Consider the following 23,961-nt stretch of genomic DNA (forward strand, 5'->3'; position numbering starts at 1 on the left):
CCCTAGCTCGCCGAGATGTTGGGGTCGAAGGTGAAGATGACGTAGGTGCCCAGGCCCATGATCAGGATCATCGACACGACCAGGATCGTGTTGAGCCAGAACCGGGTGGAGTCCTTGCGCGAGTAGTCCGCGATGACCGTGCGCAGGCCGTTACCGCCGTGCAGCTGGGCGAGCCAGAGCATGGTGAGGTCCCACATCTGCCAGAACGGGCTGGACCAGCGACCCGCGACGAACGCGAAGTTGATGCGGTGCACGCCGTCGTCGAGCATCAGCATGATGAACAGGTGACCCAGGACCAGGATGATGAGCGCCAGGCCCGAGAAACGCATGAACAGCCACGCGTAGAGCTCGAAGTTGTTCTTCGCCGGCTTGCGCGGCGAGCGGGGGTTGTCGAGGCTGGCGGGGCGATCGAACGCCTTGCCGAGCGACTTGGCTTCTGTCGTCATGTCAGTGCCCCGCAAACATGTTGTAGAAGATGCGACCGGCACCCGGGATCATCACCACGAACCAGATCGCGATGATCACCCAGAGCATGACGCGCTGGTACTGGGGTCCCTTCGACCAGAAGTCGACGAGCATCACGCGAACGCCGTTGAGTGCGTGGTACAGCACCATGGCGACGAGGGCGAGCTCCATGAGGCCGACAAGGGGGTTCTTGTAGGTCTCGATGACTCGGTCGTACGTGTCCGGGTTGACCCGCACGAGGGCGGTGTCCAGGACGTGGACGAAAAGGAAGAAGAATGTCGCTACGCCTGTGATCCGGTGCAGAACCCAGGACCACATGCCCGGGTCGCCCCGGTAAAGCGACCGGGTGCGCTCCTTAGCGGGAGCGGCTTCTGTCGTGCTGCTCATCGACTGCTGTGCCTCCAACGTCTTTGGTGGGCGCGTCGAGCCTGCACAACTTTTCGGGTATCCCGCAGCTCGGGCTCGACGAGAACCTAAACCGACTTCTGTGAACTCTAAACCCAACAGAATCCGGGAACTAATTCCCTTCGCGGTTCGTACGGCGTCGAAAATGGTTGTTAGGTTTGCCTTCCCATAGCGACCGGAGTGGCGTCCGTCCATTATCTGCATGCATTCAGTAGCCGGTCCCGAGAGGGGACCTAGTGCCCTGGTTTCGTGGAAGTTGTTGCGCGACAATGGGCATCGCCTCGCGGCGGCCGATCTCGAGTCTGGCGGTCGCGCGTTTGCCGCAGGGGCGCGCCGTGGGGCGATGGGCCTGTGGCCTGCGGATGCAATGTGGAAAATGTCTCACACGGTCTGTGCTGGGGCCGCGAATGTCTACTCGTCGGTAACATCATTCTGCGTGGTTACGGCCGTCATCTTGTGTGACGCGAGTGGTCGACGGCAATTCGGGATCCCACCTACCGGCCATCGCCGGTTCCGACACTCGGCATCCGGAAGCCACGCGATCGACAGGTCCCGCGGCTACCGTCTAGCCATGACAGCGCCGTTGGATCTGAGCTACCTCCGCAGCGCGCCCAAGGTGCTGCTGCACGACCACCTCGACGGTGGCCTGCGGCCCGCCACCGTCGTCGAACTGGCCGACGCATGCGGCTACACCGGGTTGCCCGCCGAGACGCCCGACGAACTCGCCGTGTGGTTCCGGGACGCCGCCGACAGCGGTTCGCTCGAGCGCTACCTCGAGACGTTCGCGCACACCGTCGCCGTCATGCAGACACCGGCCGGTCTGCGCCGCGTCGCGCGGGAGTGCGCCGAGGATCTCGCCGACGACGGCGTGGTCTACGCCGAGGTGCGGTTCGCGCCCGAACAGCACCTCGAGAGCGGGCTGAGTCTCGACGACGTCGTCGAGCACGTCCTCGAAGGTTTTCGGGAGGGGGAGGAGAACGCCCGGGCCGAGGGGCGCGAGATCCGGATCGGCTGCCTGCTCACCGCGATGCGGCACGCGGCCCGCTCCCGCGAGATCGCCGAACTCGCGGTCCGTTTCCGCGACCGCGGCGTCGTCGGCTTCGACATCGCCGGCGCCGAGGCCGGATACCCGCCGAGCCGGCACCTCGACGCCTTCGAATACATGCGCACGTGCAACGCGCATTTCACGATCCATGCGGGAGAGGCGTTCGGGCTGCCGTCGATCCACGAGGCCATCGCGTTCTGCGGTACGGACCGGCTGGGGCACGGCGTGCGCATCACCGACGACATCACAGTCGGGCCCGACGGCGAGATGTCCCTCGGACTGCTCGCGAACTACGTGCGCGACAAGCGGATCCCTCTCGAGCTGTGCCCGAGCTCGAACGTGCAGACCGGCGCGGTCGCGAATCTCGAGGAGCACCCGTTCGATCTGCTCGCGCGGCTGCGGTTCCGGGTGACCGTCAACACCGACAACCGGCTGATGAGTGACACCTCGATGAGCCGCGAGATGCTGGCGCTGGTCAACACCTTCGGGTACGGCTGGAGCGATCTCGAACGGTTCACCATCAACGCGATGAAGTCGGCGTTCATCCCGTTCGACCAGCGGCTGGCGCTGATCGACGGGGTCATCAAGCCAGGCTACGCGGTGCTGATCGGCTGACCCGCCACCGCTCGCCCGGCCCCCCGGCTACTCGGGGCGAAGGCGCGTCTCGAACTCGTTCTCCAGCGCCCGCCACGACTCGGCCTCGGCCTGGAACGGCGGGCTCGGCGTCATGCGTCCGGGGTCGGGTTCGAGGATGTACGAGACGTACCAGCCGAGCGGCGTCGACGCGGCCAGCGCGGCATCGGTGGCGTCGTCCTTCGCGAAGTCCGCAGCGTCGGTGAACAGCTCGACGGCCAGCTCGAGCTGGTCGGCGTCGACGCTGTCCGGGCCGTCGGCCAGGTCGTCTGCCAGTCCCGGAAGGACGTAGACGTTCTGGTCGGTGACCTCGATGTCGAGCGAGCCGTCCACTGCGGCGTTCTGGACCTGCTCGTAGGTGCTGACCTGAGCGAGCGCGTGGTCGTGGTTGTCGGCGAGGTAGCGGGCGAGGGCGCGCTCCGAACCGAAGACCGAGATCTTTCCGCCGCGGCCCAGGAACACCGCGTGCTCGTCGAGGTAGCAGCGCAACGAGTAGTAGGTGGTCTCGGAGGTGATGATCTGGATCGGGTCGATGCCCACCTCGGTCCAGAACGTCTCCTCCTCTTCCTCCTCGGATTCGGCGTCGTACTCGTCCAGGTCCTCGTCGGACTCGGCCTCGTCGTCCGCGTCGACCACGTTCTCCTCTGCCGCGAGGACCTCGGCCTCGGCGACGGACAGAGCCTCCGCGTCGACAGCGGGGGTGGAGACGATCGCGTCCACGGCATCGATCACCGCGTCCCAGCCCTGGGCGACCGCGGTGCCGATCCGGTCCCACAGCTCCTCGCCCTCGCGCCCGGCGAACACGTCCTCGCCGCCGCGCAGGTAGTTCAGCTCGGGGTGGTTGGCGAAGAACTTCAGGACCGGTTCGAGTTCGCAGACCTCGCCCAGGTTGCGCACCATGTCGAGGGTGCTGCGGAGTTCGGCGACGGTCAGCGGTTCGGGGTCACCGGCCGCGAGTTCGGGGACACCGATCAGATCGAAGCCATTGGCGTCGTCGGGCTCGAGTTCGGGCGCCGCGAGCCGGGAGACGGTCGCCCACGCCGGGTGATCGACGAGGTCGTTGTCGCTGTTCGTCCGGATGAACGCTGCGAGCTCGGCGACGGTGGGGAATCCGTACAGGTCCTCCTCGTGGCCGAGGAAGGCCTCCCACTCGTCGTCGCCCTCACGCCAGCTCGGGGCCCACAGAGTGACGAGGTCGCCTCGGGTGAGACCGAGTTCGATCGGGACGATGTCTCCAGCCATGGCCGGAAGCCTATCCAGCCGAGGCGCAAAGATATAGCTGGACGCCGTCACCGCGTTTCGAACGTGTCGAACAGTTCGGCCGTGATCCGGTTGCGTGCCTCGTTCGCCGTGGCCGCAGCGAGGTGCGCGGTGTGCGTGATGGTTCGCGCGAGCACCGCGGCGTCGAGATCCTGGACGGAATCGCTGAGCCACAACCCGGTCGGGCTGCCGTTGCCGTCGACCTCGACCCGCACGCGTCCGTCGTCGCTCGCGGCCTCCACCCGGACGGCCTGCAGTGCCGACAGCGCGTCGTCGAGAAGATCCAGCTGCGCCGCCGCCTGCTCGACGATGGCATCCATGTCGCGTCCATCCATGTCGCGTCCATCCATGTCGCCTCCATTCATGCGGGCCGCATCCAACTGGCCGGGCCGGCCTGGCTCTCGTCCTCGACGCGCTGGATCGCCGCGACCTGCTCGCGGGTGGGCAGTCCGAGCCGATCGAGTACGTCGGCGGGCACACCGTCGCGGCTCAGTTCCTCGCGTCGCCGAGTCCCGGCCTCCCGGCCGGCCTCCCGGCACAGGCGCAGGATCTCGGTGGCCAGGCGTGCGCCGCCGTAGCGCAGCTCGCCCCGGTCGATCCGGATGTCGAGGGGAAGCCCCGTCTCCGTGGCGCGGACCGCGACGGTGCGCGCACGGTTGACGGCGGTAGCCGAGCAGGGCGCCGGGGGCGGGAACGGTTCTGTCATGTCACTCCGATCGTGGGACGAGGCACTCATTCGGTGGGGCGGAAGAAGCCATGGAAGCCCATGCCGCTGTTGCTGGTTCGGATCGCACTGACGGACACTGGATCGCCGGCCTCGACCATCTGCCCGTTGCCGATCACCATCGCGACATGGCCGTCCCACACCGCGAGGTCGCCGGGCATGAGGTTCTCCTGCGCGACCGGGACTCCCACGCTCTGCTCCTGGGCCAGCCTGGGCAACTCCACCCCGGCCTCGCCGTACGCCCACTGGGTGAGGCCGCTGCAGTCCAGTCCCTGCCCGGGCGTCGTGCCGCCCCACTGGTACGGAACGCCCTGCTGGGTGAGGGCGTTGCGCACCGCGTCGGCGGCCTCCTCGTTGGGGGCGACGACGGTGCTGCCGTCGGGCAGCACGATCTCGACACCGCTCCCGCCGAAGCGCGGGTCGTACGAACTCGAGCCGCCGGCGCTGCCGTTGTCCGCGGCGGCCACGGACGAACCGGATCCGGACGAGCCGGATCCGTACGCAAGGGGACTCGCGGCGTCTCCGACCGATGATCCGAACGATCCGGAGGGGGAACTGGTGAACGCCGACAGCACCCGGCCCGCGACGTCGGCCTGGGGCGCCCCGGGAGCCGCGACGGGCATGCCCGCGGACGCGACGACCGTGCGCGCGTCGGCGGGCACCGGGTCCGGCGCGGTGAGTTCGACGATCTTCGCGGTGTGCACGGCCAGCTCGCCGCGCACCCGCTCGACGACGGTCAGCGCGCGCCCGAGGTGTTCGACGGCGGCACCGATCAGCATCATCTGTCCGGCCGGTGTCGCCAGCGCGGGGAGCGCGGACGACGCGAGCGACAGGAAGGACTGCAGGATCGCCGCGAGTTCGGCGTTGCCGGCCCGGACGCATTCGGACGCCGCCTCGACGACGGTCGCGATCTCCCGGCCGCGGTCCGACAGCTGCACCGACGCGGACTGTGTGGACTCGGCCTTGGCGTTCGCGGCGTCGGCGGCGACTCCGGTCCAGACGCCGCCGAGTTCGCTGATGCCGGTCCGGCCGAGCGCATGGGCGGTGTCGATCGCGTCCGAGGCCGCCCGCAGCGATGCGGCGGGGGAGCCACCGGGCAGGGCGCCGGAGCCGAACGCGGCGAGCAGGTCGACGACGGGGCGCGCCAGGACGTCGATCACGACAGCCCCGCACCCGTGCCGGCGACGGCGTCCGCGCCCGCGGCGTCCGTCGCGTCGTACGCGGCGGCGGTGCTCGCGGCGGCCGCGCTGATGGCCGACCAGGCCGAGGAGAGGCGCCCCACCTCGGCGACGTGAGCGGACTGGGCGGCTGTGAACGCGGCCACGAAGTCGCCGCCGACGACCCCGAAAACCGGACCGAGCAGCGCCGGACCCGCTGCGCCGGCGGCCACACCCGCGGCCTCGGTCTGTACGGCGAGAGCCGCGGCCGTGGCGCCGAACGCCGCGATGCCTGCAGTCTGTGCCGAGAACTCACCCATGTGGTTCCCCCCGTCGAAAAGAATTCCGTCGAAGGGTTGGACGCGGTGAGGAGCCGTTCGGTTCCCATCGGATTCGGGAGCGGTGACCGGCGCACTATCCTGTGAAGTCATGGAAACGCACGTGGTCGACCATCCGCTGGCAGCTGCTCTTATGACGACGATGAGGGACGAGCGGAGCGACAGCCCGACGTTCCGTTCCGCACTGCGCGAGCTGACCCAGATGTTGATCTACGAGGCCACCCGCAATGCCCCGGTCGAGGAGTTCGACGTCAAGACGCCGGTGGCCGTGACGACGGGCTACCGCCTGGCGCACCCGCCGCTGCTGGTTCCCGTTCTGCGCGCGGGGCTCGGCATGGTCGATCAGGCCAGCCTGGCCATTCCGCAGTCACGGGTCGGGTTCGTCGGCATGGCCCGGGACGAGGAGACGCACCAGCCGGTGCCGTACCTCGAATCGCTGCCTGCCGACCTGTCCGGCATCCCCGTCTACGTGCTCGATCCGATGCTCGCGACGGGCGGCTCGATGGTGCACACGATCGACCTGCTCGTCGCGCGTGGCGCCACCGACATCACCGCGGTGTGCGTGGTCGCGGCCCCGCAGGGCGTCGAAGCTCTCGCGAACTCCGGTCACCCGGTGCGCCTGGTCACGGCGACCGTCGACGAGGGACTCGACGAGAACGCCTTCATCGTGCCGGGACTCGGCGACGCGGGTGACCGGCAGTTCGGCCCCCGCTAGCTAGCGCGGAGCGTTCTGCAGGACGCGGCCGGTCACCGCGTCGACGTCCACTGCACGCTGCGCTCCGGAGGCATCGACCACGTCGGCCTCCCACACGTACGTGCCGCCCTTCTCCACCACGAGGTTCAGGTCGGTGATCCGGCCGCCCGGGACCTCTGTGAGGACGACGCCGGTGGCGGCGGTGTAGTCGAGTTTCGCTTCTGCGGTACCCGGGTTCTGCCCACCGGTTGCCGAAGGTCCTGCGATGACGCGGTCGCCGTCGGGCGAGATGCCGACCTCGACGGCGACGCCGTCGGCGTTGATGAGGTCGACCACCCAGCTGCCGTCGCTGTTCTCCTCGATGGAGACCAGCGTGCTGCCGGGAACCGCCGCGATCGCGGTGCGGCCGGCGTGTTCGAAGACCTTGGCGTTCCAGCCGGGCGCCAGCGAAGCCGTCGACTGCCCCGGGGTGGCGGCGGGTGCCGATTGGGCGGACGTTGCCGAGTTCGCGGAGGATGCGGAAGAGGTTGTCGCCGATGCCTTCGCGGAGGTGCTGGTCGCTGCGGCGCTCGTGGTGGAGGCGCTGCTTCCGTCGTCGCTGCTGCAGCCGGCCAGAGCGAAGAGCGCGACGCCGGCGACGGCGGCCGCTCCCACTCGGGATGCGGCACTGTCTCGGAAAATCCTCATATCGCTGAAACCTCTCAAATCGCCATTCTTCGCTACGCAGACGGTTGTATCAGAGATTGATGCGCCTGAGCGTGAAGATGCGTCGATTGCCGGGGTCAGCGTCCGGTGGTGTTCGACAGAACCGTGCCGGTGGCGGCGTCGATCGTGACTTCGTGTTTCGTGCCGGATCCGTCGATCACGTCGGCCTCCCATACCGTGGTGCCGTTGTCGGAGTCGAGGTTGAGTTCGGTCACCGACCCGCCGGGTACCTCGGTGAGCAGGGCGGCAGTGGCCGCGGTGTAGTCGAGGGTCGCCGCCTGCACGCGATCGCGGTGCTTCGCGCGGTCGGCATCGTCCTGGTCGTCGATCCTGGGCGTCCCGAGGACCGATGAGCCGTCGGAGGTGACGTCGACATGGTGTTCGACCCCGTCGGGCGTGACGACCTGGGCCTCCCAGGTCTGGTCGTGCTCCGATTCGATCGAGACGAGGACGCTTCCGGGCACTGCCGCGACGGCGGTCGCTCCGGCCCGCTCGAGCGCCTGCGTACTCGGGGCAGTGGCCTGGGCCGGACCGGTGGTCGTGGCGCCGGTCGTACCGGTGGTCATGCCGGTGGTCATGCCGGTGGTCATGCCGGTGGTCGTCGTGGCATTCTGCCCGCCGTCGTCGTTTCCGCCGCAACCGGCGAGAGCGACGAGTGCGGCCCCCGCGATCGCGAGTGCTGTTCCCCGGGTCCTCGATGCGGAACCGCGCGAGTGAAGCATCCTGTTCTCCGTTCCGTTGTCGCCTTCGGGTGGGAGTTCTCGACCTTCAGGATGTGCCGAGTCGATCCTCCGTCGCAAGTTGCGCCCGGACGGCCGCGGCCCGGTCCTGTGCCGCGCGACGGGCAGCGGCGAGGTCCGGGGCCGCCGGCGCGGGCTCGACCACTTCGAAGTAGGCCTTGAGTTTCGGTTCGGTGCCCGACGGCCGGACCGTGACGTGGAGTCCGGGGCCGGACAGGGTGACCGCGTCGGTGCGGAGCGGACCACGCAACGCGGCGAGGTCCGTTGCCGCGACGGTGATTCCGGCGATCTCCGTCGGCGGGTGGGCGCGCAGCCCGGCCATCGCGCGACCGATCTCGTCCAGGTCGTCGAACCGGCGCGACACCTGGCCGGTGACGTGGACCCCGAACCGTGCGGCGAGGTCGTCGAGCGCATCGAGCGGTGTCCGCCCGCCGGACTTCAGATCGGCCACGAGGTCGGCGATCAGCACGGCCGCCGAGATGCCGTCCTTGTCCCGCACGACATCCGGGTCGACGCAGTGCCCGACGGCCTCCTCGTACGCGTACACCAGGCCCTCGCCGGCGCGCACCAGCCACTTGAACCCGGTGAGGGTGCGCGCGGAGCGGGCGCCGTGGGCGTCGGCGATCTTCCCGAGCAGCGTCGACGACACAATGGTTGTCGCGACCAATGCGTCCCCGGTCGTGTGCGCGAGGATCCGCTCGCCGAGCAGCGCCCCGGTCTCGTCGCCGGTGAGCATCCGCCAGCCGTCCGGGCCGGGGACGCCGACAGCGCAGCGGTCGGCATCCGGGTCGAGCGCGATCGCGACGTCGGCGCCGACCGCCGCGGCGAGGGCGAGCAGTTCGTCCGGCGCTCCGGGTTCCTCGGGGTTCGGGAACGCGACCGTGGGGAAGTCGGGATCGGGGTCGAATTGTGTTGTCACGGTATGGACGTCGGTGAATCCTGCGGCGCGCAGGGCGGCCACCGCGATCTCGCCGCCGACACCGTGCAGGGGGGTGAGCGCGATCCGGACGTCGCGGCGGTCGCCGAACGGCAGTGACGCGACCCGGTCCAGGTACGCCGAGACGAGCGTGTCGTCGGCCGGGGTGACCGGAGTGCGCCGGATCTGCGAGACGCGGGCGATCACGTCCTCGATCTCCCGGTCGGCCGGGGCCGCGAGCGGGGACCCGCCGTGCATGTACACCTTGTAGCCGTTGTCGGCGGGTGGGTTGTGAGACGCGGTGATCTGCACGCCGGCTACCGCGCCCAGGCGGCGTACCGCGAACGCGACCAGGGGAGTGGGTAGTGGACGCGGCAGCAGCACGACGTCGAAGCCCTCGGCGGCGAGGACCTCGGCCGCGGCGGTCGCGAACTCCTCCGACCCGTGCCGGGCGTCTCGGCCGACGACCGCGACACCGCCGCCGAGGCACTTGTCGCGCAGCCACTGCGCCAGGCCGGCCGTCGTGCGCTCGACGACGCCGACGTTCATGCAGTCCGGCCCGTCGCCGACCGGTCCGCGCAGGCCGGCGGTGCCGAAGCGGAGGGTCACAACCGGGCCAGCAGGTCGTGGAGCAACGCGCCCATACGGCCGGCGGACGCCTGTCCTGCGGCGAGCACCTCGGCGTGGTCGAGAGGATCGCCGGTGATGCCGGCGGCGAGGTTCGTCACGAGCGAGACGCCGAGGACCTCCGCATCGCGCTCGCGGGCCGCGATGGTCTCGTGCACGGTCGACATCCCGACCAGGTCCGCGCCCAGAGTGCGGAGCATCCGGATCTCCGCGGGCGTCTCGTAGTGCGGCCCCGGCAGTCCCGCGTACACCCCCTCGGTGAGCGTCGGGTCGATCTCGCGGGCCAGGGCCCGCAGTCGGGGACTGTAGGCGTCGACCAGGTTCACGAACTGCGCCCCGACCAGCGGGGACCGCGCGGTGAGGTTGAGGTGGTCGCTGATGAGGACGGGCTGCCCGACGCTCATGCCTTCACGGATGCCGCCCGCGGCATTGGTCAGGACGACGGTCTCGGCGCCGGCCGCGATCGCGGTGCGCACGGGATGCACGACGCGCGCGAGCTCGTGCCCCTCGTAGGCGTGCGCGCGGCCGAGCAGGACCAGGACGGGGGTGTCGCCGACGCGGACCGACAACACTGTCCCGGCGTGTCCGGAGGCGGACGGTGTGGCGAACCCGGGTAGGTCTGCCATCGGCACCGCGGCGACCGGTTCGCCCAGCGCGTCGGCCGCGGCCCGCCACCCCGAGCCGAGGACGACCGCGGCGCGATGCTTCGCGATCCCGGTGCGGTCGGCGAGGACGTCGGCGGCCTGCTGCTCGAGTGTGCCCATGAACGGACACAGTAGTGGCGGCACGCGATGTTACTCGCGGGTAGTATCGCGGCCATGCCATACCTGAATCGCCAAGGCGACGTCTTCGTCCTGTACCTCGGCAACGAGGGGGAGACGGACAACGAGAACCGGTTCCATCCCGACTGGATCGACGCCACGCACGCGTTGCTCGACGAGGTGGAGGCGCACGAGGGCCCCGCCGCGCTGGTCACCACGGCAACCGGCAAGTTCTACACGAACGGCCTCGACACCGACTGGATCTTCGGCAATCTGGACAAGCTGCCCGGCTACCTGGATCGGGTGCACACTGTCTTCTCGCGTCTGCTGACCTTCCCGATGGCGACGATCGCCGCGGTGCAGGGACACGCGTTCGGGGCCGGCGCGATGCTGGCGGTGTCGCAGGACTTCCGGGTCATGCGCAGCGATCGCGGCTACTACTGCCTGCCCGAGGTCAACCTGAACATGCCGTTCACGGTGGGGATGTCGTCGCTGCTCACCTCTCGGCTGGCGCGGCAGACGGCCGTCGAGGCGATGACGACGGGCCGTCGCTACGGCGGAACCGACGCGCTCGCGGCGGGCATCGTCGACGACGCGGTCGAGGGCGATCTGCTGCTCGACACCGCCGTGGCAAGGGCGTCCGCGCTGGTCTCCACGCGCGGTGCGAACCTCTCCGGGATCAAGCGGGGCATCCATCGCGAGACGCTCGAGGCCCTCGACACGAAGACCGACGAGAGCAACTTCAAGTTCGGTTAGCCGGGGCCCGGCCCACCGGAGTGAGAGACTGGGGACTGTGAGGTCAGGATCCCCTGCAGTATCGGAGGCGGTGTCGGCCGCGCGATCGGATCTGATCGCGCTGTCGCACTCCATCCATGCCGAACCGGAGTTGGCGTTCGAGGAGTTTCGCAGCGCCGCCAAGCTCGTCGACTTCCTGCGTGGCCGGGGCTTCGACGTGCGCACCGGGGTCGCGGACCTGCCCACCGCGTTCGAGGCGAGCTTCGGCAGCGGCGATCTGGTGGTCGGCCTCCTCGCCGAGTACGACGCGCTGCCCGAGATCGGTCATGCCTGCGGGCACAACATCATTGCGGCGTCCTCGGTCGGCGCCGCCCTCGCCCTCGCGCCGATCGCGGACGCGCTGGGCATCACCGTCCGGGTGATCGGCACACCGGCCGAGGAGACCGGTGGCGGCAAGGTGCTCATGCTCGAGCGTGGCGTCTTCGCCGACGTCGCCGCGGCGCTGATGGTGCATCCCGGACCGTTCGACATCGTCGGGGCCACGTCGCTCGCGCTCGCCGACCTCGCGATCACCTTCACCGGCCGGGAGGCGCACGCATCCGCCGCACCGGAATTCGGGCGTAATGCCGCCGACGCCGTCACCGTCGCCCAGGTCGGGTTGGCGCTACTGCGGCAGCACCTCGCGCCCGGTCAGCAACTGCACGGCATCGTCAGTGACGGAGGCGCGGCGCCCAACATCGTGCCCGCGCACGCGGAGATGCTGTACTACCTACGTGCAAGGACTGCGGACTCGCTCGACGAGTTGACCACCCGCGCCGAGGCATGTTTCGCGGCCGGGGCGCTCGCGACCGGGTGTACCCACGAGATCCGTACGGTCTCGCCGCCGTACACCGAACTGCGGCCCGACCCCTGGCTGTCCGACGTGTACCGCGACGAGATCGTCGACCTCGGTCGGACCCCGTTGTCCGCCGAGCTGGAATCGTCTCGGCCGCTGGGCAGTACGGACATGGGCAACGTGACGCACGTGGTGCCCGGGATCCACCCGGTCGTCGGACTCGACTCCGGCGGGGCGGTGACGCATCAGCCCGAGTTCGCGGCTGCCGCCGTCAGCGAGTCGGCCGACCGGGCGGTGCTCGACGGTGCGATCGCTCTGGCACGCACGACGATTCGCGCCGCGCTCGACGAGGAGCAGCGGGCGCGACTGCTGGAGGGGGTGGAACGCCGGTGAACGAGGATGTCGAGAAGTGGCTCGCCGAGCACACGATGGACCTGTCGCGGTGGCGCCGACACTTCCACGCGAATCCGGAGTTGGCGCGGCACGAGTTCGCGACCACCGCGTTCGTCGCGAGTCAGTTGTCGGCGGCCGGGATGTCGCCGTTGCTGCTGCCCGGTGGGACGGGCGTGATCTGTGACATCGGTCCCGGCGGCATGCGGATCGGGTTGCGCGGCGACATGGACGCGCTACCGATGCAGGAGGCGACGGGAGCGCCGTACTCGTCGACGGTGCCCGGGGTGGCACACGCGTGCGGTCACGACGCGCACACCTCGATCCTGCTCGGGACGGCGCTGGCGTTGAACTCGCTGCCGCAGTTGCCGATCGGGGTGCGGTTCATCTTCCAGCCGGCCGAGGAGGTCATGCCGGGCGGTGCGATCGACGTGGTGTCCGCCGGTGGGATGCAGGGCGTGTCACGGATCTTCGCGCTGCACTGCGACCCTCGGCTCGAGGCGGGCAAGGTGGGGGTGCGCGTCGGGGCGATCACCTCGGCGGCCGACACCGTCGAACTCGTCCTCGACTCGCCGGGAGGGCACACCTCACGCCCGCACCTGACGACCGATCTGGTGTACGCGATCGGCACCGTCATCACGGGACTGCCGGGCATGCTCAGCCGCCGTATCGATCCGCGCAGCGGGACGGTGATGGTGTGGGGTGCCGTCAGCGCAGGGCAGGCGCCCAACGCGATCCCCCGCAGCGGCATCCTCACCGGAACCGTGCGCACCGGCGACCACGACACGTGGGCGTTGCTCGAGCCGACGGTCCGCGAGATCGTGCACGGACTGCTCGCGCCCACCGGGGTGCGCTACGAACTCAACTACCGGCGCGGGGTGCCACCGGTCGTCAACGACGAGGTGTCGGCGCGGATGCTCGAGGACGCCGTCCGCGCGATCGGGCCGGATGCTCTCGCCGACACCCCGCAGTCGGGCGGCGGTGAGGACTTCTCCTGGTACCTCGAGGAGGCGCCGGGTGCGATGGCGAGGCTCGGGGTGTGGTCCGGGCACGGACCGCAACTGGACATCCACCAGCCCACGTTTGACCTGGACGAGCGGGCGCTGGTCACCGGCGTCCGGGTGCTGACCAACCTGGTGCTGCAGTCCTGACCGCGCGAGTCCTGACCGCGAGCTACGAGGTGCCGGGGCCCACGTTGCGGCTGTTGCGGGTGCGCAGGCTCCGGACGTAGTCGGACGGGGCGCCGGCGATCTCCGCGGCGTCGGCCATCACACCGAGGTAGCGGGCCGAGGGCAGGCCGCCCTCGTAGGCGTCGAGCACGTACAGCCAGGCCAGGACGGGTCCGTCGCCGGTGTCGACGCGGAGCCGGATCTTGCGGTGGATGCCGAGTTCGGAACCCTCCCAGCGATCCAGGCGCTCCTCGTCCTCGGTCGGCACGTCGTACAGGACGACGAAGACGCCGGCGTCCGGATCGTCCTGATCCTCGACGACGGTCGCGAGGGCGCCCTCCCAGCCGATGTCGCCGCCGCTGAACGTCAGTCGCCAGCCTCGGAGCCACCCGGTGCCCGACATCGGCGAATGCGGGCAGCGCTCGAGCATTTGTTCCGGGTGCATGTTGGACCCGTAGGCGGCATAGATCGGCACGGCGGCAAGCCTAATCCGTCCGCTCGGAACTCGGGAAGCGGGAGAACCGTCCGGCGCACGATCCGATGTACTCGGCGCTCGAGAGGGGGCCGTTGCCTGCGTGTTCCCGGTCACTGGAATAGCGTTGTAGGCGGGCCTGGCTGGAGATCCCGGCCGTCGAGGCAAGCTTGGAGGACGAATGACCCGGATCGTGATCATCGGTGGCGGACCCGCTGGATACGAGGCGGCACTGGTGGCTGCCCAGCACGGCGCCGCGGTTTCCTTGATCGATTCGGACGGCATCGGTGGCGCGTGCGTTCTGTTCGACTGTGTTCCGTCGAAGACCTTCATCGCATCCACCGGCATCCGCACCGACATGCGCCGCGCCACCGACCTGGGAATTTCCCTCGATCCCTCGAGCGCGACGATCTCGCTGCCCGAGATCAACTCCCGCGTCAAGAACCTTGCGCAGGTCCAGTCCTCCGACATCCGCGCCCGCCTCCAGAGCGTCGGCGTGCAGTTGCTCTCCGGCAAGGCCGAGCTGATCGATCGGCAGGTCGGCATGGCGGCGCACCAGGTCCGCGCGACGCTCACCACCGGCGAAGAGAAGGTCCTCGACGCCGATGTCGTCCTCATCGCGACCGGCGCGAGCCCACGCGTGCTGCCGGGTGCCGTGCCGGACGGCGAGCGCATCCTCACGTGGCGCCACCTGTACGACCTCGAGGAACTGCCGTCGCACCTGGTGGTCGTCGGTTCCGGCGTCACTGGCGCCGAGTTCGTGTCCGCGTACACCGAGATGGGCGTCAAGGTCACCCTCGTGTCGAGCCGTGACCGCGTCATGCCGCACGAGGACGCCGACGCGGCCCTGGTCCTCGAGGACGTGCTCGCCGAGCGTGGCGTGACGCTGGTCAAGCACGCGCGCGCCGACGCCGTCGAGCGCACCGAGGACGGCGGCGTCGTCGTCAAACTCTCGGACGGGCGCACTGTGTACGGCAGCCACGCGCTGATGGCGGTCGGTTCGACTCCAAACACCGAGGGCCTCGGGCTCGAGAAGGTCGGTATCGAACTCGACCAGGGCGGCCACCTGCGGGTCGACCGCGTCTCGCGCACCGCCGTCTCGGGCGTCTACGCCGCGGGTGACTGCACGGGGCTGCTGCCGCTGGCCTCGGTGGCCGCGATGCAGGGCCGGATCGCGATGTACCACGCGCTCGGTGAGGGTGTCAGCCCGATCAAGCTCAAGACCGTCGCCTCGGCGGTGTTCACGCGTCCCGAGATCGCCAACGTCGGCGTCAGTCAGGCCGCGATCGACAACGGCGAGGTGCCGGCGCGCACGGTCATGCTGCCGCTCAACACCAACCCGCGCGCCAAGATGTCCGGTCTGCGTCGCGGTTTCGTGAAGATCTTCTGCCGCCCGGCCACCGGTGTCGTCATCGGCGGCGTCGTGGTGGCGGCGACCGCGTCGGAGCTGATCCTGCCGATCGCGATCGCGGTCCAGAACAACCTCACCGTCAACGACCTGGCGCAGACCTTCTCGGTGTACCCGTCGCTGTCGGGTTCCATCACCGAAGCGTCGCGTCAGCTGATGCGCCACGACGACCTGGACTGATCGCGAAGCATCCCGACATCTGGGAAGCGATTTCCATATCGTGGATCGATTGTGAAATGATGCGAGGGGCCGAGAACCATCGGCCCCTCGCATCGCTCTCCGCCCCGTGGATCCGGGACGACCTGGGTGTTCCTGCCTTCGTCCCTCATCGACCACGGAGTCGTCGTATGTCACTCGAACTTTCTTCGCGCATGGCCGGATTGCGCAGTTCTGCCATCCGGGACCTGCTGACCCTCACCGCCCGCCCCGAAGTGATCAGCCTCGCCGGCGGGCTGCCCGCCACCGAACTCGTTCCGCGGGAACGGATCGCCGAGGCCGCGCAGCGTGCGCTCGCCGATTCGCGTTCGGTCCAGTACGGAGAGACGTCCGGCTGGGCGCCGCTGCGCGAGACCGTCGCGACGCGGGAAAGCGCGAAGGTGGGGCGTCCGATCGACCCGGCCGAGGTCGTCGTCACCCACGGTTCCCAGCAGGCGCTGAGCTTGCTCGCGCAGGTGCTGCTCGATCCGGGTGACACCGTGGTCGTCGAGGAGCCCGGCTACACCGGTGCGCTGCAGGTGTTCCGCACCGCGCAGGCGGCGCTGGTGCCCGTCGCGCTCGACGCGGACGGCATGGACACCGCGGCCCTCGAGCGGGCGCTGCGGGAAGGGCTGCGGCCCAAGCTGGTCCATACCGTGAGCAACTTCCACAATCCTCGCGGTGTGGTGCTGGCCGCGGAGCGTCGGGTCCGTCTGGCCGCGCTCGCCGACCGGTACGGCTTCTGGATCATCGAGGACGACCCGTACGGCGAACTGTGGTTCGACGCGCCCGCACCGGCCCCGGTCGCGGCGCACTCCGACCGGGTGCTGCGGTTGTCGAGCGGGTCGAAGACGCTCGCCCCGGCTCTACGGATCGGTTGGCTGCACGGCGACCGCCGGGTGTGCGAGGCCGTCGAACTGCTCAAGCAGGGCGCTGATCTGTGTGGCTCGTCGTTGACCCAGCAGATCGCCACCGAACTCCTCGGCGACGATGAGTGGTTCGACGGGCATCTCGCCACCGTCCGCTCGGCGTACGCGGAGCGGGCACGTGCGCTCGTCTCGTCACTGGAAGCGGCCTTCGGGGAACGCATCTCGCACGCCACGGTGCACGGCGGCATGTTCTGCTGGATCGAGTTCGCCGACGGTACCGACACCGCGCGGCTCCTCGACACCGCTGTCGGGCACGACGTCGCGTTCGTGCCCGGTGGGGCGTTCGGGGTCGCGAGCGCCCACCCGCACGCAGCGAGGCTGTGCTTCGCCACCTACGACGGCGCCGTGCTGGCCGAGGGTGTCGACCGGCTGAGGGCCGCGCACTCAGCGCATCGCTCGGGAACTGCAATCGGCGCCTGACGAGTTTTGTACAAAACCTCGTGATCCGTACCGAATGGCTTTTGCGGTGATCGGTCTTCGGCCGTTCGATCCGGCTGTCGGACCGCGCGCCTAGCATCCGCGCCATGACGACATCGGAGGTTCCGTTCGGGGAGGCGCGGGCGCAGCTGCGGGAGCTGGTGTGCCGGGTGGGATACCGCGGCGAGCGGATCACGATCACCCGGCACGGTGCGCCGGCCGCGGCGCTCGTTTCGCTCGACGACCTGAGAAGCCTCGAGACGCTCGCACCCCTCGGGGGCGACCCGGTGGGGCCCGATTGTCAGGAGGTGGACGAAACCGTCAGGGTCGCCGGTTCGCTACGCGAGGTGTGGAACGCGTTCGCACGGTACCGCGAACGCGCCGGATGGTGGGTGGATCTCGTCGTCGATGCGGAAGTCGGTGGCGATGCTCTCGTCTCCTGGGACGAGCGCAGGGGCAGGGTCGTGGACTGCGTCGACGGCGAGACCGTCACGATGAGGTGGGGGTCCGAGGCCGAATCGGTGCATTCGGTGACCGAAGTGCGGATCGACTTCGTGGTGGACGATGCCGAGGTCGCGGTTCGCGTGAAGCAGACAGGGCCCGGTCCGGCTGCGGACTACTGGCGCGATCGGCTCGAGGCGTGGAAGGCCTACGTGGAGGCGCTGTCCTCGTCGGTCCAGCCGTAGGTGCGCTCGACGGCCTTGTTCCAGCCCGCGTAGAGGCGTGCGCGCTCGTCGGCGTCCATCCGCGGCTCCCAGGTCTTGTCCTCGGCCCAGTTGTTGCGGATGTCGTCCTCGCTCTTCCAGAAGCCGACGGCCAGACCGGCCGCGTACGCCGCGCCGAGTGCGGTGGTCTCGTTCACCACCGGACGGGTCACGGGGACGTCGAGGATGTCCGACTGGAACTGCATGAGCGTCTCGTTGACCACCATGCCGCCGTCGACCTTCAGCGTCGTCAGTTCCACCCCGGAGTCGGCGCGCATGGCCTCGATGACCTCGCGGGTCTGATACGCGGTGGCCTCGAGGGCGGCGCGGGCCAGGTGCCCCTTGTTCACGAACCGGGTGAGGCCGGCGATGACGCCGCGCGCGTCGGGACGCCATCGCGGCGCGAACAGACCCGAGAATGCCGGCACGAAGTACGCGCCGCCGTTGTCCTCGACCGTCCGTGCGAGCGGTTCGATGTCCTTGGCGGACTGGATGATTCCCAGGTTGTCGCGCAACCACTGGACGAGCGATCCGGTGACGGCCACCGAACCCTCGAGCGCGTACACGGCGGGCTTGTCGCCGAGTTTGTAGCAGACCGTGGTGAGGAGTCCGTGCTCGCTGTGCACCTTCTCGGTGCCGGTGTTGAGCAGCAGGAAATTTCCGGTGCCGTACGTGTTCTTGGCCTCGCCCTCCGACAGGCAGGCCTGACCGAATGTCGCGGCCTGCTGGTCGCCGAGGATGCCGGCGATCGGGATGCCGGCCGAGATCCCGGGCAGCGCCAGATCCCCGTACACCTCGGACGAACTGCGGATCTCGGGCAGCATCGACACCGGGATGCCCATCGCCGCGCAGATGTCGTGGTCCCAGTCCAGGGTCTCGAGATCCATCAGCAGGGTGCGGGACGCGTTGGTGACGTCGGTGACATGCAGGCCACCGGTGAGCTTCCAGATGATCCAGGTGTCCATCGTGCCGAACGCGAGTTCGCCGGCCTCGGCGCGTTCGCGTGCCCCGTCCACGTTGTCCAGGATCCAGCGCACCTTCGGGCCCGAGAAGTACGTCGACAGCGGCAGCCCGGTGGTCTCGCGGAAGCGTCCCCGACCTTCGTCACCCGCGAGTTCGTCGCACAGTTTGTCGGTGCGGGTGTCCTGCCAGACGATGGCGTTGTAGACGGGCTTTCCGGTCTCGCTATCCCACACGACCGTGGTTTCGCGCTGGTTGGTGATGCCGACCGCGGCGATGTCCTTGGCGGTGAGGTCGGTCTTGGCCAGGACCGAGCCGACCATTTCGCGCGTGTTGTTCCAGATCTCGTCGGGATCGTGTTCCACCCAGCCCGGCTCCGGAAAGATCTGGTCGTGTTCCTTCTGCGCGACGCCGACGACGCGACCGTCGTGATCGAAGATCATGCACCGACTCGACGTCGTTCCCTGGTCGATCGCGGCGATGTACTGGGTCACGGTCATCCTCGTCTCTCGGGCAGTCTGGCCACGAAGCTACTAGCCTGAGACCAGATTCGCCGACAACCACGGGAGACCGAGTTGGACAAGCAGGCTGGTGTGCAGTTCCTGGGTCCGCAGCAGCGGGAACAGGCCTGGGAGCAGTTGGGGACCGAGCAGTTCGACGTGGTGGTGATCGGTGGCGGCGTCGTCGGTGTGGGCACGGCACTCGATGCGGCGACGCGTGGGCTGAAGGTCGCGCTCGTCGAGGCCCGGGATTTCGCGTCGGGCACGTCGTCCCGGTCGTCGAAGATGTTCCACGGCGGCCTGCGCTACCTGGAACAGCTCGAGTTCGGGCTCGTCGCCGAGGCGCTGCACGAGCGGGAGCTGTCCATGTCGACGCTCGCCCCGCATCTCGTGAAGCCGCTGAAGTTCCTCTTCCCCCTGACCCACCGTGGCTGGGAGCGGCCGTACATGGCGGCCGGGTTCCTGCTGTACGACCGAATGGGTGGCGCGAAGTCCGTTCCGGCGCAGAAGCATCTGACGCGGGCCGGTGCGCTGCGGATGGCGCCGGGGCTCAAGCGCAATGCGTTGATCGGCGGTATCCGCTACTTCGACACCGTCGTCGACGACGCCCGGCACACGATGACGGTCGCGCGCACCGCGGCGCACTACGGTGCGGTGGTCCGCACGTCCACCCAGGTGGTCGGCTTCCTGCGGGAGGCGGACCGGGTGTCCGGTGTGCGCGTGCGGGATTCGGAGACCGGGGCGACGACCGAGGTCAAGGGGCACGTCGTCATCAACGCGACAGGAGTCTGGACCGACGAGATCCAGGCGCTCTCCCGCCAGCGCGGCCGGTTCCGGGTGCGGGCGTCGAAGGGCGTGCACATCGTGGTCCCGCGGGACCGGATCGTGAGCGACTCGGCGATCATCCTGCGCACCGAGAAGTCCGTCCTGTTCGTCATCCCGTGGGGCAACCACTGGATCATCGGCACCACCGACACCGACTGGAACCTCGACCTCGCCCACCCAGCGGCGACCGAGGCCGACATCGACTACATCCTCGGCCACGTCAACAAGGCGCTGGTCACCCCGCTCACGCACGACGACATCGACGGCGTCTACGCCGGGCTGCGTCCGTTGCTGGCGGGGGAGAGCGACGAGACGTCGAAGCTGTCGCGCGAGCACGCGGTGGCGCGGGTGGCGCCGGGCCTGGTCGCGATCGCCGGCGGCAAGTACACGACCTATCGGGTGATGGGGAAGGACGCCGTCGACCTGGCGGCCGAGGACCTTCCGGCCGCGGTGGCGTCGTCCATCACCGAGAAGGTGCCGCTGGTCGGGGCCGACGGCTACTTCGCGCTGGTGAACCAGGCCGTGCACCTCGGGCAGCTCTACGGGTTGCACCCGTACCGGATCAAGCACCTGCTCGGCCGCTACGGATCGCTGATCGACGAGGTTCTCGCGCCGGGCAAGGAGTCGCCGGAGCTGCTGCAGCCGATCACCGATGCGCCCGACTACCTGCAGGCGGAGGCGGTGTACGCCGTCGCGGCGGAGGGAGCCCTGCATCTCGAGGACATTCTCGCCCGCCGCACTCGCATCTCGATCGAGTACTCCCACCGCGGGGTGAACTGTGCCGAGCAGGTGGCCCGCCTGGTCGCGCCGATCCTGGGCTGGGACGACGCCACGATCGACCGCGAGGTCGAGACGTACCGGGCGCGCGTCGAGGCCGAGGTGCTGTCGCAGGCGCAGCCCGACGACCTGTCCGCCGACGCGTTGCGCGCAGCGGCGCCCGAGGCGCGGGCGGAGATTCTCGAGCCGGTTCCGGGAGCCGTTCCTAGTGGGTCAGTACGACCTTGAGGATGACGATCGCGGTGGCGACGACGGCAAGCGCTGCCGCCGCGATCAGCGTGTAGCCGGACGGTCGTTCGCCGCGCAGGCGGGTGATGACGAAGACCATCGACGCGATGCGGACCAGGATCGCGACCTCGGCGATGACCTGGGCGGTGAACGGTTCGAGCCAGCCGAAGTAGGCGGTGCCCAGCACGACGATGGGCACGACCGCCGAGCTGAGGACCGGTACGGAGTCGCGCAGCTCCGCGAAGCGTTCCGCGGTGGTGAGCTGGCGGCCGGAGCGCACCGATTTGCCGACGCCCTCGGCGAAGGCGTGGGCGATGAACGTGGAGATCGCGGTGCCGGCGACGACGGCGATCGTGCGGGAATCGCTGCGCGAGATCGTCTCCGGGATCAGCGCGGCCAGGATCAGGATGTTGCCGTAGACGTAGGCGCTGATGCGGCTGGCGGCATTGTCCTTGTCCAGCGGCACCGACCGGCTGAGGAGCGGTCGGTGCAGCAGTGAGCGGAGATCCGGTTCCATGCGACAGAGCGTCGCACAGTCAGCCCACAGGTGGCGCGTAGTGGCTCGGATCGTTGCGGTGCGCGAGCGGCGGTAGGTTACGGGCCGGGGTGTGGACCAGTGGGGCGTCGACGGGGCTGCGCCCGCTCACCCGGTCGAGACCGCCACGCGCCCGCGGGTGCTTGCGGCGACGCTCGGGGACGAGCGTGAACACCGCATTCACGAGGCGTCCCACCCGACGGTGGACCCACGCGTCGACGGAAGTCCACCGATAGCCCAGAAGATCTCGCACGGGCTGGTCGTACATGCCGACGGTGAGCCACACGAAGCCTTTCGACACCGCGATGCGGGCGACCCGCCACAGCGGTTCGGGCATCCACATCATGAAGGGAGGCCGGCCGAGGTCGGACAGGTCGAGGACGTCACGCGTCGCCTTGTTGTCTTCGAGGACGTTGCGGCACATGTGATCCCAGTACTTCTGGAAGTCCTCCCACGTCTGCGGGACCGGCCGCATGCTCATCCCGTACAGCCGGTACCACTGGATGTGTTCGGTGAACAGTTGACGCTTCTGGTCCTCGGTGATGCCACCCATGAAGTTCTCGGCGGTGACGATCGTGCCCATGAAGAACGTGGCGTGCGCCCAGTAGAACGTCTCTGGATCGAGTGCATGGTAGCGCCGGCCGGCGGCGTCTACGCCCTTGATGTTGCGGTGGTAGTCGCGGACCTCTTCGGCCGTCGCCTGCGCTCGATCACCGTCGAAGACGACCCCGCCGATGGGATACAGCGAGCGGAGCAGGCGCTCCCAGCGTTCCTCGAAGAACCGGGAATGCTGCTCGACGCCTGCGCCGAGCCCCGGGTGCATGTTCTGCATGGACCCGGCCCACAGCCCCTGCAGCATGCCCCGCCAGTCTCCGAAGTATCGCCACGTGAGCGAGTCGGGGCCGAGGGGGACCGGTGCCGGGGTGTCCGAACGAGTCATGCGAGCCGCCTTCCCGATCAATTGACTACGTCTGTTGTCAGATTAGGATCGGGGCGGAAGTCGGTCAAGGACTGGAGGATTGTTGGACGGGCAACGGCGGACCTGGGCAGGCACCGGGATAGCGGAGCGCCGCGCCGCGCGCCGCGACGCCCTGCTGGCGGCCGGCATCGATCTGCTCGGCGCGGAGGGCGGCGCAGCCGTCAGCGTCCGGGCGGTCTGCCGGGCCGCGGCACTCACCGAGCGCTACTTCTACGAGAGCTTCACCGACCGGGACGAATTCGTACGCGCCGTGTACGAGGACGTGGGCCGGCAGGCGCGCGACGCGCTCGTCGAGGCGGTCGCAGCGTCCACGTCGCCGCGGGATCGGGCATCCGCAGCGGTGTCGGCGTTCGTCGAATTGATGGTCGACGACCCCGCCCGAGGACGCGTGCTGCTGCTCGCACCGCTCACGGAACCGGCGTTGGGGGGACGGGGACTCGAACTGGCCCCGGCGTTCGTGCTGCTGGTGCACGAGCAGCTCTCGGAGGTGCCCGACGCCGACGAGCGGCAGATGACCGCGGTCGGTCTGGTCGGCGCACTCACGAGCCTGTTCATCGGCTACCTCGACGGCACGATCACCGCGCCGCGTGAGCGGTTCGTCGGGCACTGTGTCGCGCTGCTGCAGTCGGCGGGTCAGCCGTTCGGACGGACCGGCGGCTGACAGCTCGGACACCAGAAGATCGACCGCTCCCGCCCGGGCTCCTCACCGAACTCGCCGGCGACGATCAGCGTGCCGCAGCGTAGGCACGGTTTGCCGCCGCGCCCGTACACCCAGTCCCGTCGTCCGGGCCTCCGGTCGCCCGTCGTGACGCGGACCGGACGGTCCCGGTTGGCGTTCAGCAATCGGTGGGCCAGGTCCACCATCTTGGGCAGGTCTGCCACCTGGTCGGTGAGGGTGCGCGGATCGACCCCGCGCAGGAAGCAGATCTCGTTGCGGTACACATTGCCGATGCCCGCGAGAATGCGCTGATCCAGCAGTGCCTCGCCGATCGGACGATTGCCCGCTGCAACCAGATTCGCGGTCGCGATCGCCGGGTCCCAGTCCGGGCCGAGTAGATCCGGGCCGAGATGTCCGACGGCGGAGTCCTCGTCGGCGAGGTCGAGCACCTCGGTGATGCCGAGCGAGAATCCGACGGAGACAGTGTCTTCGGTACCGAGGATGATGCGGGCCTGGTGTGCCGGGCGCCTCCACCGGGCGCCCCGTGGATACACCTGCCAGGAACCCTCCATCTTCAGATGGGTGTGGATCGTGTGCTCGCCGATACGCGTCAGCAGATGCTTGCCGCGCGCGACGACGGCATCGACCGTCTCGCCCGACAGGTCGACGGTCGCATAGCGCGGCACCCGGATGTCGCACTCGGTGAGGACGCGGCCGGTGAGCGCGGAGTCGAGCCGGCGCGCGGCCTGCCACACGGTGTCGCCTTCGGGCATCG

The 23,961-nt window shown here is 69.3% G+C and carries 26 protein-coding genes; 10 read left to right on the forward strand and 16 right to left on the reverse strand.

The genetic code is table 11. From position 1 onward, the window contains the following. Positions 1-2 precede the first annotated feature (2 nt). Positions 3-446, reverse strand: coding sequence for a succinate dehydrogenase hydrophobic membrane anchor subunit (locus tag LCL87_RS11525; RefSeq protein WP_225019653.1), 444 nt, complete (start codon positions 444-446; stop codon positions 3-5). A 1-nt stretch (position 447) separates the two neighbouring features. Beyond that, positions 448-852, reverse strand: a complete 405-nt coding sequence (sdhC, locus tag LCL87_RS11530) for a succinate dehydrogenase, cytochrome b556 subunit (RefSeq protein WP_107983715.1) — start codon at positions 850-852, stop codon at positions 448-450. A gap of 589 nt (positions 853-1,441) precedes the next feature. On the opposite strand from sdhC, the gene LCL87_RS11535 reads away from it, so the two are divergent. Beyond that, positions 1,442-2,530: an adenosine deaminase gene (locus LCL87_RS11535; protein ID WP_225019654.1), complete on the forward strand. Its 1,089-nt coding sequence runs from the start codon at positions 1,442-1,444 to the stop codon at positions 2,528-2,530. Between the two features lie 27 nt (positions 2,531-2,557). Here LCL87_RS11535 and LCL87_RS11540 read toward each other — a convergent pair whose 3' ends face one another. From LCL87_RS11540 to LCL87_RS11560, 5 genes are read right to left on the reverse strand one after another with little or no spacing between them, the layout of a single operon-like run. After that, positions 2,558-3,790 (reverse strand): SatS C-terminal domain-containing protein, encoded by a 1,233-nt coding sequence (locus LCL87_RS11540; RefSeq protein WP_225019655.1) that lies wholly within the window; start codon positions 3,788-3,790, stop codon positions 2,558-2,560. 47 nt (positions 3,791-3,837) lie between these two features. Further along, positions 3,838-4,158, reverse strand: a complete 321-nt coding sequence (locus LCL87_RS11545; RefSeq protein WP_225019656.1) for a YbaB/EbfC family nucleoid-associated protein — start codon at positions 4,156-4,158, stop codon at positions 3,838-3,840. An 11-nt stretch (positions 4,159-4,169) separates the two neighbouring features. Next, complete coding sequence (locus LCL87_RS11550; RefSeq protein WP_225019659.1) at positions 4,170-4,514, reverse strand: hypothetical protein; 345 nt, start codon at positions 4,512-4,514, stop codon at positions 4,170-4,172. Between the two features lie 26 nt (positions 4,515-4,540). After that, a complete protein-coding gene (locus LCL87_RS11555) occupies positions 4,541-5,692 on the reverse strand; it encodes a C40 family peptidase (RefSeq protein WP_225019660.1) in 1,152 nt (383 codons plus the stop codon). Beyond that, on the reverse strand, positions 5,689-6,009 hold the full coding sequence (locus tag LCL87_RS11560) for a type VII secretion target (protein ID WP_225019661.1): 321 nt from the start codon (positions 6,007-6,009) through the stop codon (positions 5,689-5,691). Before LCL87_RS11560 ends, LCL87_RS11555 begins: the two co-directional genes overlap by 4 nt. Positions 6,010-6,118: 109 nt before the next feature. On the opposite strand from LCL87_RS11560, the gene upp reads away from it, so the two are divergent. Further along, the gene (gene upp, locus LCL87_RS11565) at positions 6,119-6,742 is read left to right on the forward strand and encodes a uracil phosphoribosyltransferase (RefSeq protein WP_225019662.1); all 624 of its coding nucleotides are present in this window, start codon (positions 6,119-6,121) and stop codon (positions 6,740-6,742) included. Here upp and LCL87_RS11570 read toward each other — a convergent pair whose 3' ends face one another. The 4 genes from LCL87_RS11570 to LCL87_RS11585 all read right to left on the reverse strand — a co-directional run bounded on the left by LCL87_RS11570 (position 6,743) and on the right by LCL87_RS11585 (position 10,473). Beyond that, positions 6,743-7,408, reverse strand: a complete 666-nt coding sequence (locus LCL87_RS11570; RefSeq protein ID WP_225019663.1) for a PepSY domain-containing protein — start codon at positions 7,406-7,408, stop codon at positions 6,743-6,745. Between the two features lie 95 nt (positions 7,409-7,503). Further along, on the reverse strand, positions 7,504-8,148 hold the full coding sequence (locus tag LCL87_RS11575) for a PepSY domain-containing protein (protein ID WP_225019664.1): 645 nt from the start codon (positions 8,146-8,148) through the stop codon (positions 7,504-7,506). Positions 8,149-8,194: 46 nt separating this feature from the next. Next, positions 8,195-9,691 (reverse strand): phospho-sugar mutase, encoded by a 1,497-nt coding sequence (locus tag LCL87_RS11580; protein WP_225019665.1) that lies wholly within the window; start codon positions 9,689-9,691, stop codon positions 8,195-8,197. After that, positions 9,688-10,473: a purine-nucleoside phosphorylase gene (locus tag LCL87_RS11585; RefSeq protein ID WP_225019666.1), complete on the reverse strand. Its 786-nt coding sequence runs from the start codon at positions 10,471-10,473 to the stop codon at positions 9,688-9,690. The genes LCL87_RS11580 and LCL87_RS11585 overlap by 4 nt, the downstream gene beginning before the upstream one ends. 54 nt (positions 10,474-10,527) lie before the next feature. On the opposite strand from LCL87_RS11585, the gene LCL87_RS11590 reads away from it, so the two are divergent. The 3 genes from LCL87_RS11590 to LCL87_RS11600 all read left to right on the forward strand — a co-directional run bounded on the left by LCL87_RS11590 (position 10,528) and on the right by LCL87_RS11600 (position 13,581). Next, entirely contained in the window at positions 10,528-11,226 is a 699-nt protein-coding gene (locus LCL87_RS11590; RefSeq protein WP_225019668.1) for an enoyl-CoA hydratase/isomerase family protein, read from the forward strand. A gap of 70 nt (positions 11,227-11,296) precedes the next feature. Further along, positions 11,297-12,433 carry a M20 family metallopeptidase gene (locus tag LCL87_RS11595; protein WP_225019670.1) on the forward strand — a complete coding sequence of 379 codons (1,137 nt, stop codon included), beginning with the start codon at positions 11,297-11,299 and terminating at the stop codon, positions 12,431-12,433. Then, a complete protein-coding gene (locus LCL87_RS11600; protein WP_225019672.1) occupies positions 12,430-13,581 on the forward strand; it encodes a M20 family metallopeptidase in 1,152 nt (383 codons plus the stop codon). Before LCL87_RS11595 ends, LCL87_RS11600 begins: the two co-directional genes overlap by 4 nt. Before the next feature lie 22 nt (positions 13,582-13,603). On the opposite strand, the gene LCL87_RS11605 is transcribed toward LCL87_RS11600, so the two are convergent. Beyond that, positions 13,604-14,074: a gamma-glutamylcyclotransferase family protein gene (locus tag LCL87_RS11605; RefSeq protein WP_225019674.1), complete on the reverse strand. Its 471-nt coding sequence runs from the start codon at positions 14,072-14,074 to the stop codon at positions 13,604-13,606. A 178-nt stretch (positions 14,075-14,252) separates the two neighbouring features. Here LCL87_RS11605 and LCL87_RS11610 point away from each other — a divergent pair, with 178 nt between their 5' ends. The 3 genes from LCL87_RS11610 to LCL87_RS11620 all read left to right on the forward strand — a co-directional run bounded on the left by LCL87_RS11610 (position 14,253) and on the right by LCL87_RS11620 (position 17,706). After that, on the forward strand, positions 14,253-15,659 hold the full coding sequence (locus LCL87_RS11610; protein ID WP_225019676.1) for an NAD(P)H-quinone dehydrogenase: 1,407 nt from the start codon (positions 14,253-14,255) through the stop codon (positions 15,657-15,659). A 167-nt stretch (positions 15,660-15,826) separates the two neighbouring features. Beyond that, the gene (locus LCL87_RS11615; protein ID WP_225019678.1) at positions 15,827-17,023 is read left to right on the forward strand and encodes an aminotransferase-like domain-containing protein; all 1,197 of its coding nucleotides are present in this window, start codon (positions 15,827-15,829) and stop codon (positions 17,021-17,023) included. Positions 17,024-17,127: 104 nt separating this feature from the next. After that, the gene (locus LCL87_RS11620) at positions 17,128-17,706 is read left to right on the forward strand and encodes a type II toxin-antitoxin system prevent-host-death family antitoxin (RefSeq protein ID WP_225019680.1); all 579 of its coding nucleotides are present in this window, start codon (positions 17,128-17,130) and stop codon (positions 17,704-17,706) included. On the opposite strand, the gene glpK is transcribed toward LCL87_RS11620, so the two are convergent. Then, on the reverse strand, positions 17,670-19,184 hold the full coding sequence (glpK, locus tag LCL87_RS11625; RefSeq protein WP_225019682.1) for a glycerol kinase GlpK: 1,515 nt from the start codon (positions 19,182-19,184) through the stop codon (positions 17,670-17,672). The two genes, LCL87_RS11620 and glpK, sit on opposite strands and share 37 nt — an antisense overlap. Positions 19,185-19,259: 75 nt before the next feature. Between glpK and LCL87_RS11630 the strand changes: the two genes are divergently transcribed. Then, positions 19,260-21,014, forward strand: a complete 1,755-nt coding sequence (locus LCL87_RS11630; RefSeq protein WP_225019684.1) for a glycerol-3-phosphate dehydrogenase/oxidase — start codon at positions 19,260-19,262, stop codon at positions 21,012-21,014. Here LCL87_RS11630 and LCL87_RS11635 read toward each other — a convergent pair. Both LCL87_RS11635 and LCL87_RS11640 read right to left on the reverse strand, forming a co-directional pair. Next, a complete protein-coding gene (locus tag LCL87_RS11635) occupies positions 20,992-21,531 on the reverse strand; it encodes a hypothetical protein (RefSeq protein ID WP_225019685.1) in 540 nt (179 codons plus the stop codon). The two genes, LCL87_RS11630 and LCL87_RS11635, sit on opposite strands and share 23 nt — an antisense overlap. A gap of 19 nt (positions 21,532-21,550) precedes the next feature. Continuing rightward, entirely contained in the window at positions 21,551-22,489 is a 939-nt protein-coding gene (locus tag LCL87_RS11640; RefSeq protein ID WP_225019687.1) for an oxygenase MpaB family protein, read from the reverse strand. A gap of 82 nt (positions 22,490-22,571) precedes the next feature. Here LCL87_RS11640 and LCL87_RS11645 point away from each other — a divergent pair, with 82 nt between their 5' ends. Further along, positions 22,572-23,189, forward strand: a complete 618-nt coding sequence (locus LCL87_RS11645) for a TetR family transcriptional regulator (protein WP_225019689.1) — start codon at positions 22,572-22,574, stop codon at positions 23,187-23,189. Here LCL87_RS11645 and LCL87_RS11650 read toward each other — a convergent pair. Continuing rightward, complete coding sequence (locus tag LCL87_RS11650; RefSeq protein ID WP_225019690.1) at positions 23,162-23,959, reverse strand: DNA-formamidopyrimidine glycosylase family protein; 798 nt, start codon at positions 23,957-23,959, stop codon at positions 23,162-23,164. The genes LCL87_RS11645 and LCL87_RS11650 overlap by 28 nt on opposite strands. Positions 23,960-23,961 lie beyond the last annotated feature (2 nt).

The organism is Prescottella equi, assembly GCF_020171745.1.
Taxonomy (GTDB): Bacteria; Actinomycetota; Actinomycetes; order Mycobacteriales; family Mycobacteriaceae; genus Prescottella; species Prescottella equi_A.

Excerpts from the sequence above, each read along its gene's own strand:
- LCL87_RS11525 (WP_225019653.1), bottom strand. The coding sequence starts at position 446 with ATGACGACAGAAGCCAAGTCGCTCGGCAAGGCGTTCGATCGCCCCGCC.
- sdhC (WP_107983715.1), bottom strand. The coding sequence starts at position 852 with ATGAGCAGCACGACAGAAGCCGCTCCCGCTAAGGAGCGCACCCGGTCG.
- LCL87_RS11535 (WP_225019654.1), top strand. The coding sequence starts at position 1,442 with ATGACAGCGCCGTTGGATCTGAGCTACCTCCGCAGCGCGCCCAAGGTG.
- LCL87_RS11540 (WP_225019655.1), bottom strand. The coding sequence starts at position 3,790 with ATGGCTGGAGACATCGTCCCGATCGAACTCGGTCTCACCCGAGGCGAC.
- LCL87_RS11545 (WP_225019656.1), bottom strand. The coding sequence starts at position 4,158 with ATGGATGGACGCGACATGGATGGACGCGACATGGATGCCATCGTCGAG.
- LCL87_RS11550 (WP_225019659.1), bottom strand. The coding sequence starts at position 4,514 with ATGACAGAACCGTTCCCGCCCCCGGCGCCCTGCTCGGCTACCGCCGTC.
- LCL87_RS11560 (WP_225019661.1), bottom strand. The coding sequence starts at position 6,009 with ATGGGTGAGTTCTCGGCACAGACTGCAGGCATCGCGGCGTTCGGCGCC.
- upp (WP_225019662.1), top strand. The coding sequence starts at position 6,119 with ATGGAAACGCACGTGGTCGACCATCCGCTGGCAGCTGCTCTTATGACG.
- LCL87_RS11570 (WP_225019663.1), bottom strand. The coding sequence starts at position 7,408 with ATGAGGATTTTCCGAGACAGTGCCGCATCCCGAGTGGGAGCGGCCGCC.
- LCL87_RS11575 (WP_225019664.1), bottom strand. The coding sequence starts at position 8,148 with ATGCTTCACTCGCGCGGTTCCGCATCGAGGACCCGGGGAACAGCACTC.
- LCL87_RS11585 (WP_225019666.1), bottom strand. The coding sequence starts at position 10,473 with ATGGGCACACTCGAGCAGCAGGCCGCCGACGTCCTCGCCGACCGCACC.
- LCL87_RS11590 (WP_225019668.1), top strand. The coding sequence starts at position 10,528 with ATGCCATACCTGAATCGCCAAGGCGACGTCTTCGTCCTGTACCTCGGC.
- LCL87_RS11610 (WP_225019676.1), top strand. The coding sequence starts at position 14,253 with ATGACCCGGATCGTGATCATCGGTGGCGGACCCGCTGGATACGAGGCG.
- LCL87_RS11615 (WP_225019678.1), top strand. The coding sequence starts at position 15,827 with ATGTCACTCGAACTTTCTTCGCGCATGGCCGGATTGCGCAGTTCTGCC.
- LCL87_RS11620 (WP_225019680.1), top strand. The coding sequence starts at position 17,128 with ATGACGACATCGGAGGTTCCGTTCGGGGAGGCGCGGGCGCAGCTGCGG.
- glpK (WP_225019682.1), bottom strand. The coding sequence starts at position 19,184 with ATGACCGTGACCCAGTACATCGCCGCGATCGACCAGGGAACGACGTCG.
- LCL87_RS11635 (WP_225019685.1), bottom strand. The coding sequence starts at position 21,531 with ATGGAACCGGATCTCCGCTCACTGCTGCACCGACCGCTCCTCAGCCGG.
- LCL87_RS11640 (WP_225019687.1), bottom strand. The coding sequence starts at position 22,489 with ATGACTCGTTCGGACACCCCGGCACCGGTCCCCCTCGGCCCCGACTCG.
- LCL87_RS11650 (WP_225019690.1), bottom strand. The coding sequence starts at position 23,959 with ATGCCCGAAGGCGACACCGTGTGGCAGGCCGCGCGCCGGCTCGACTCC.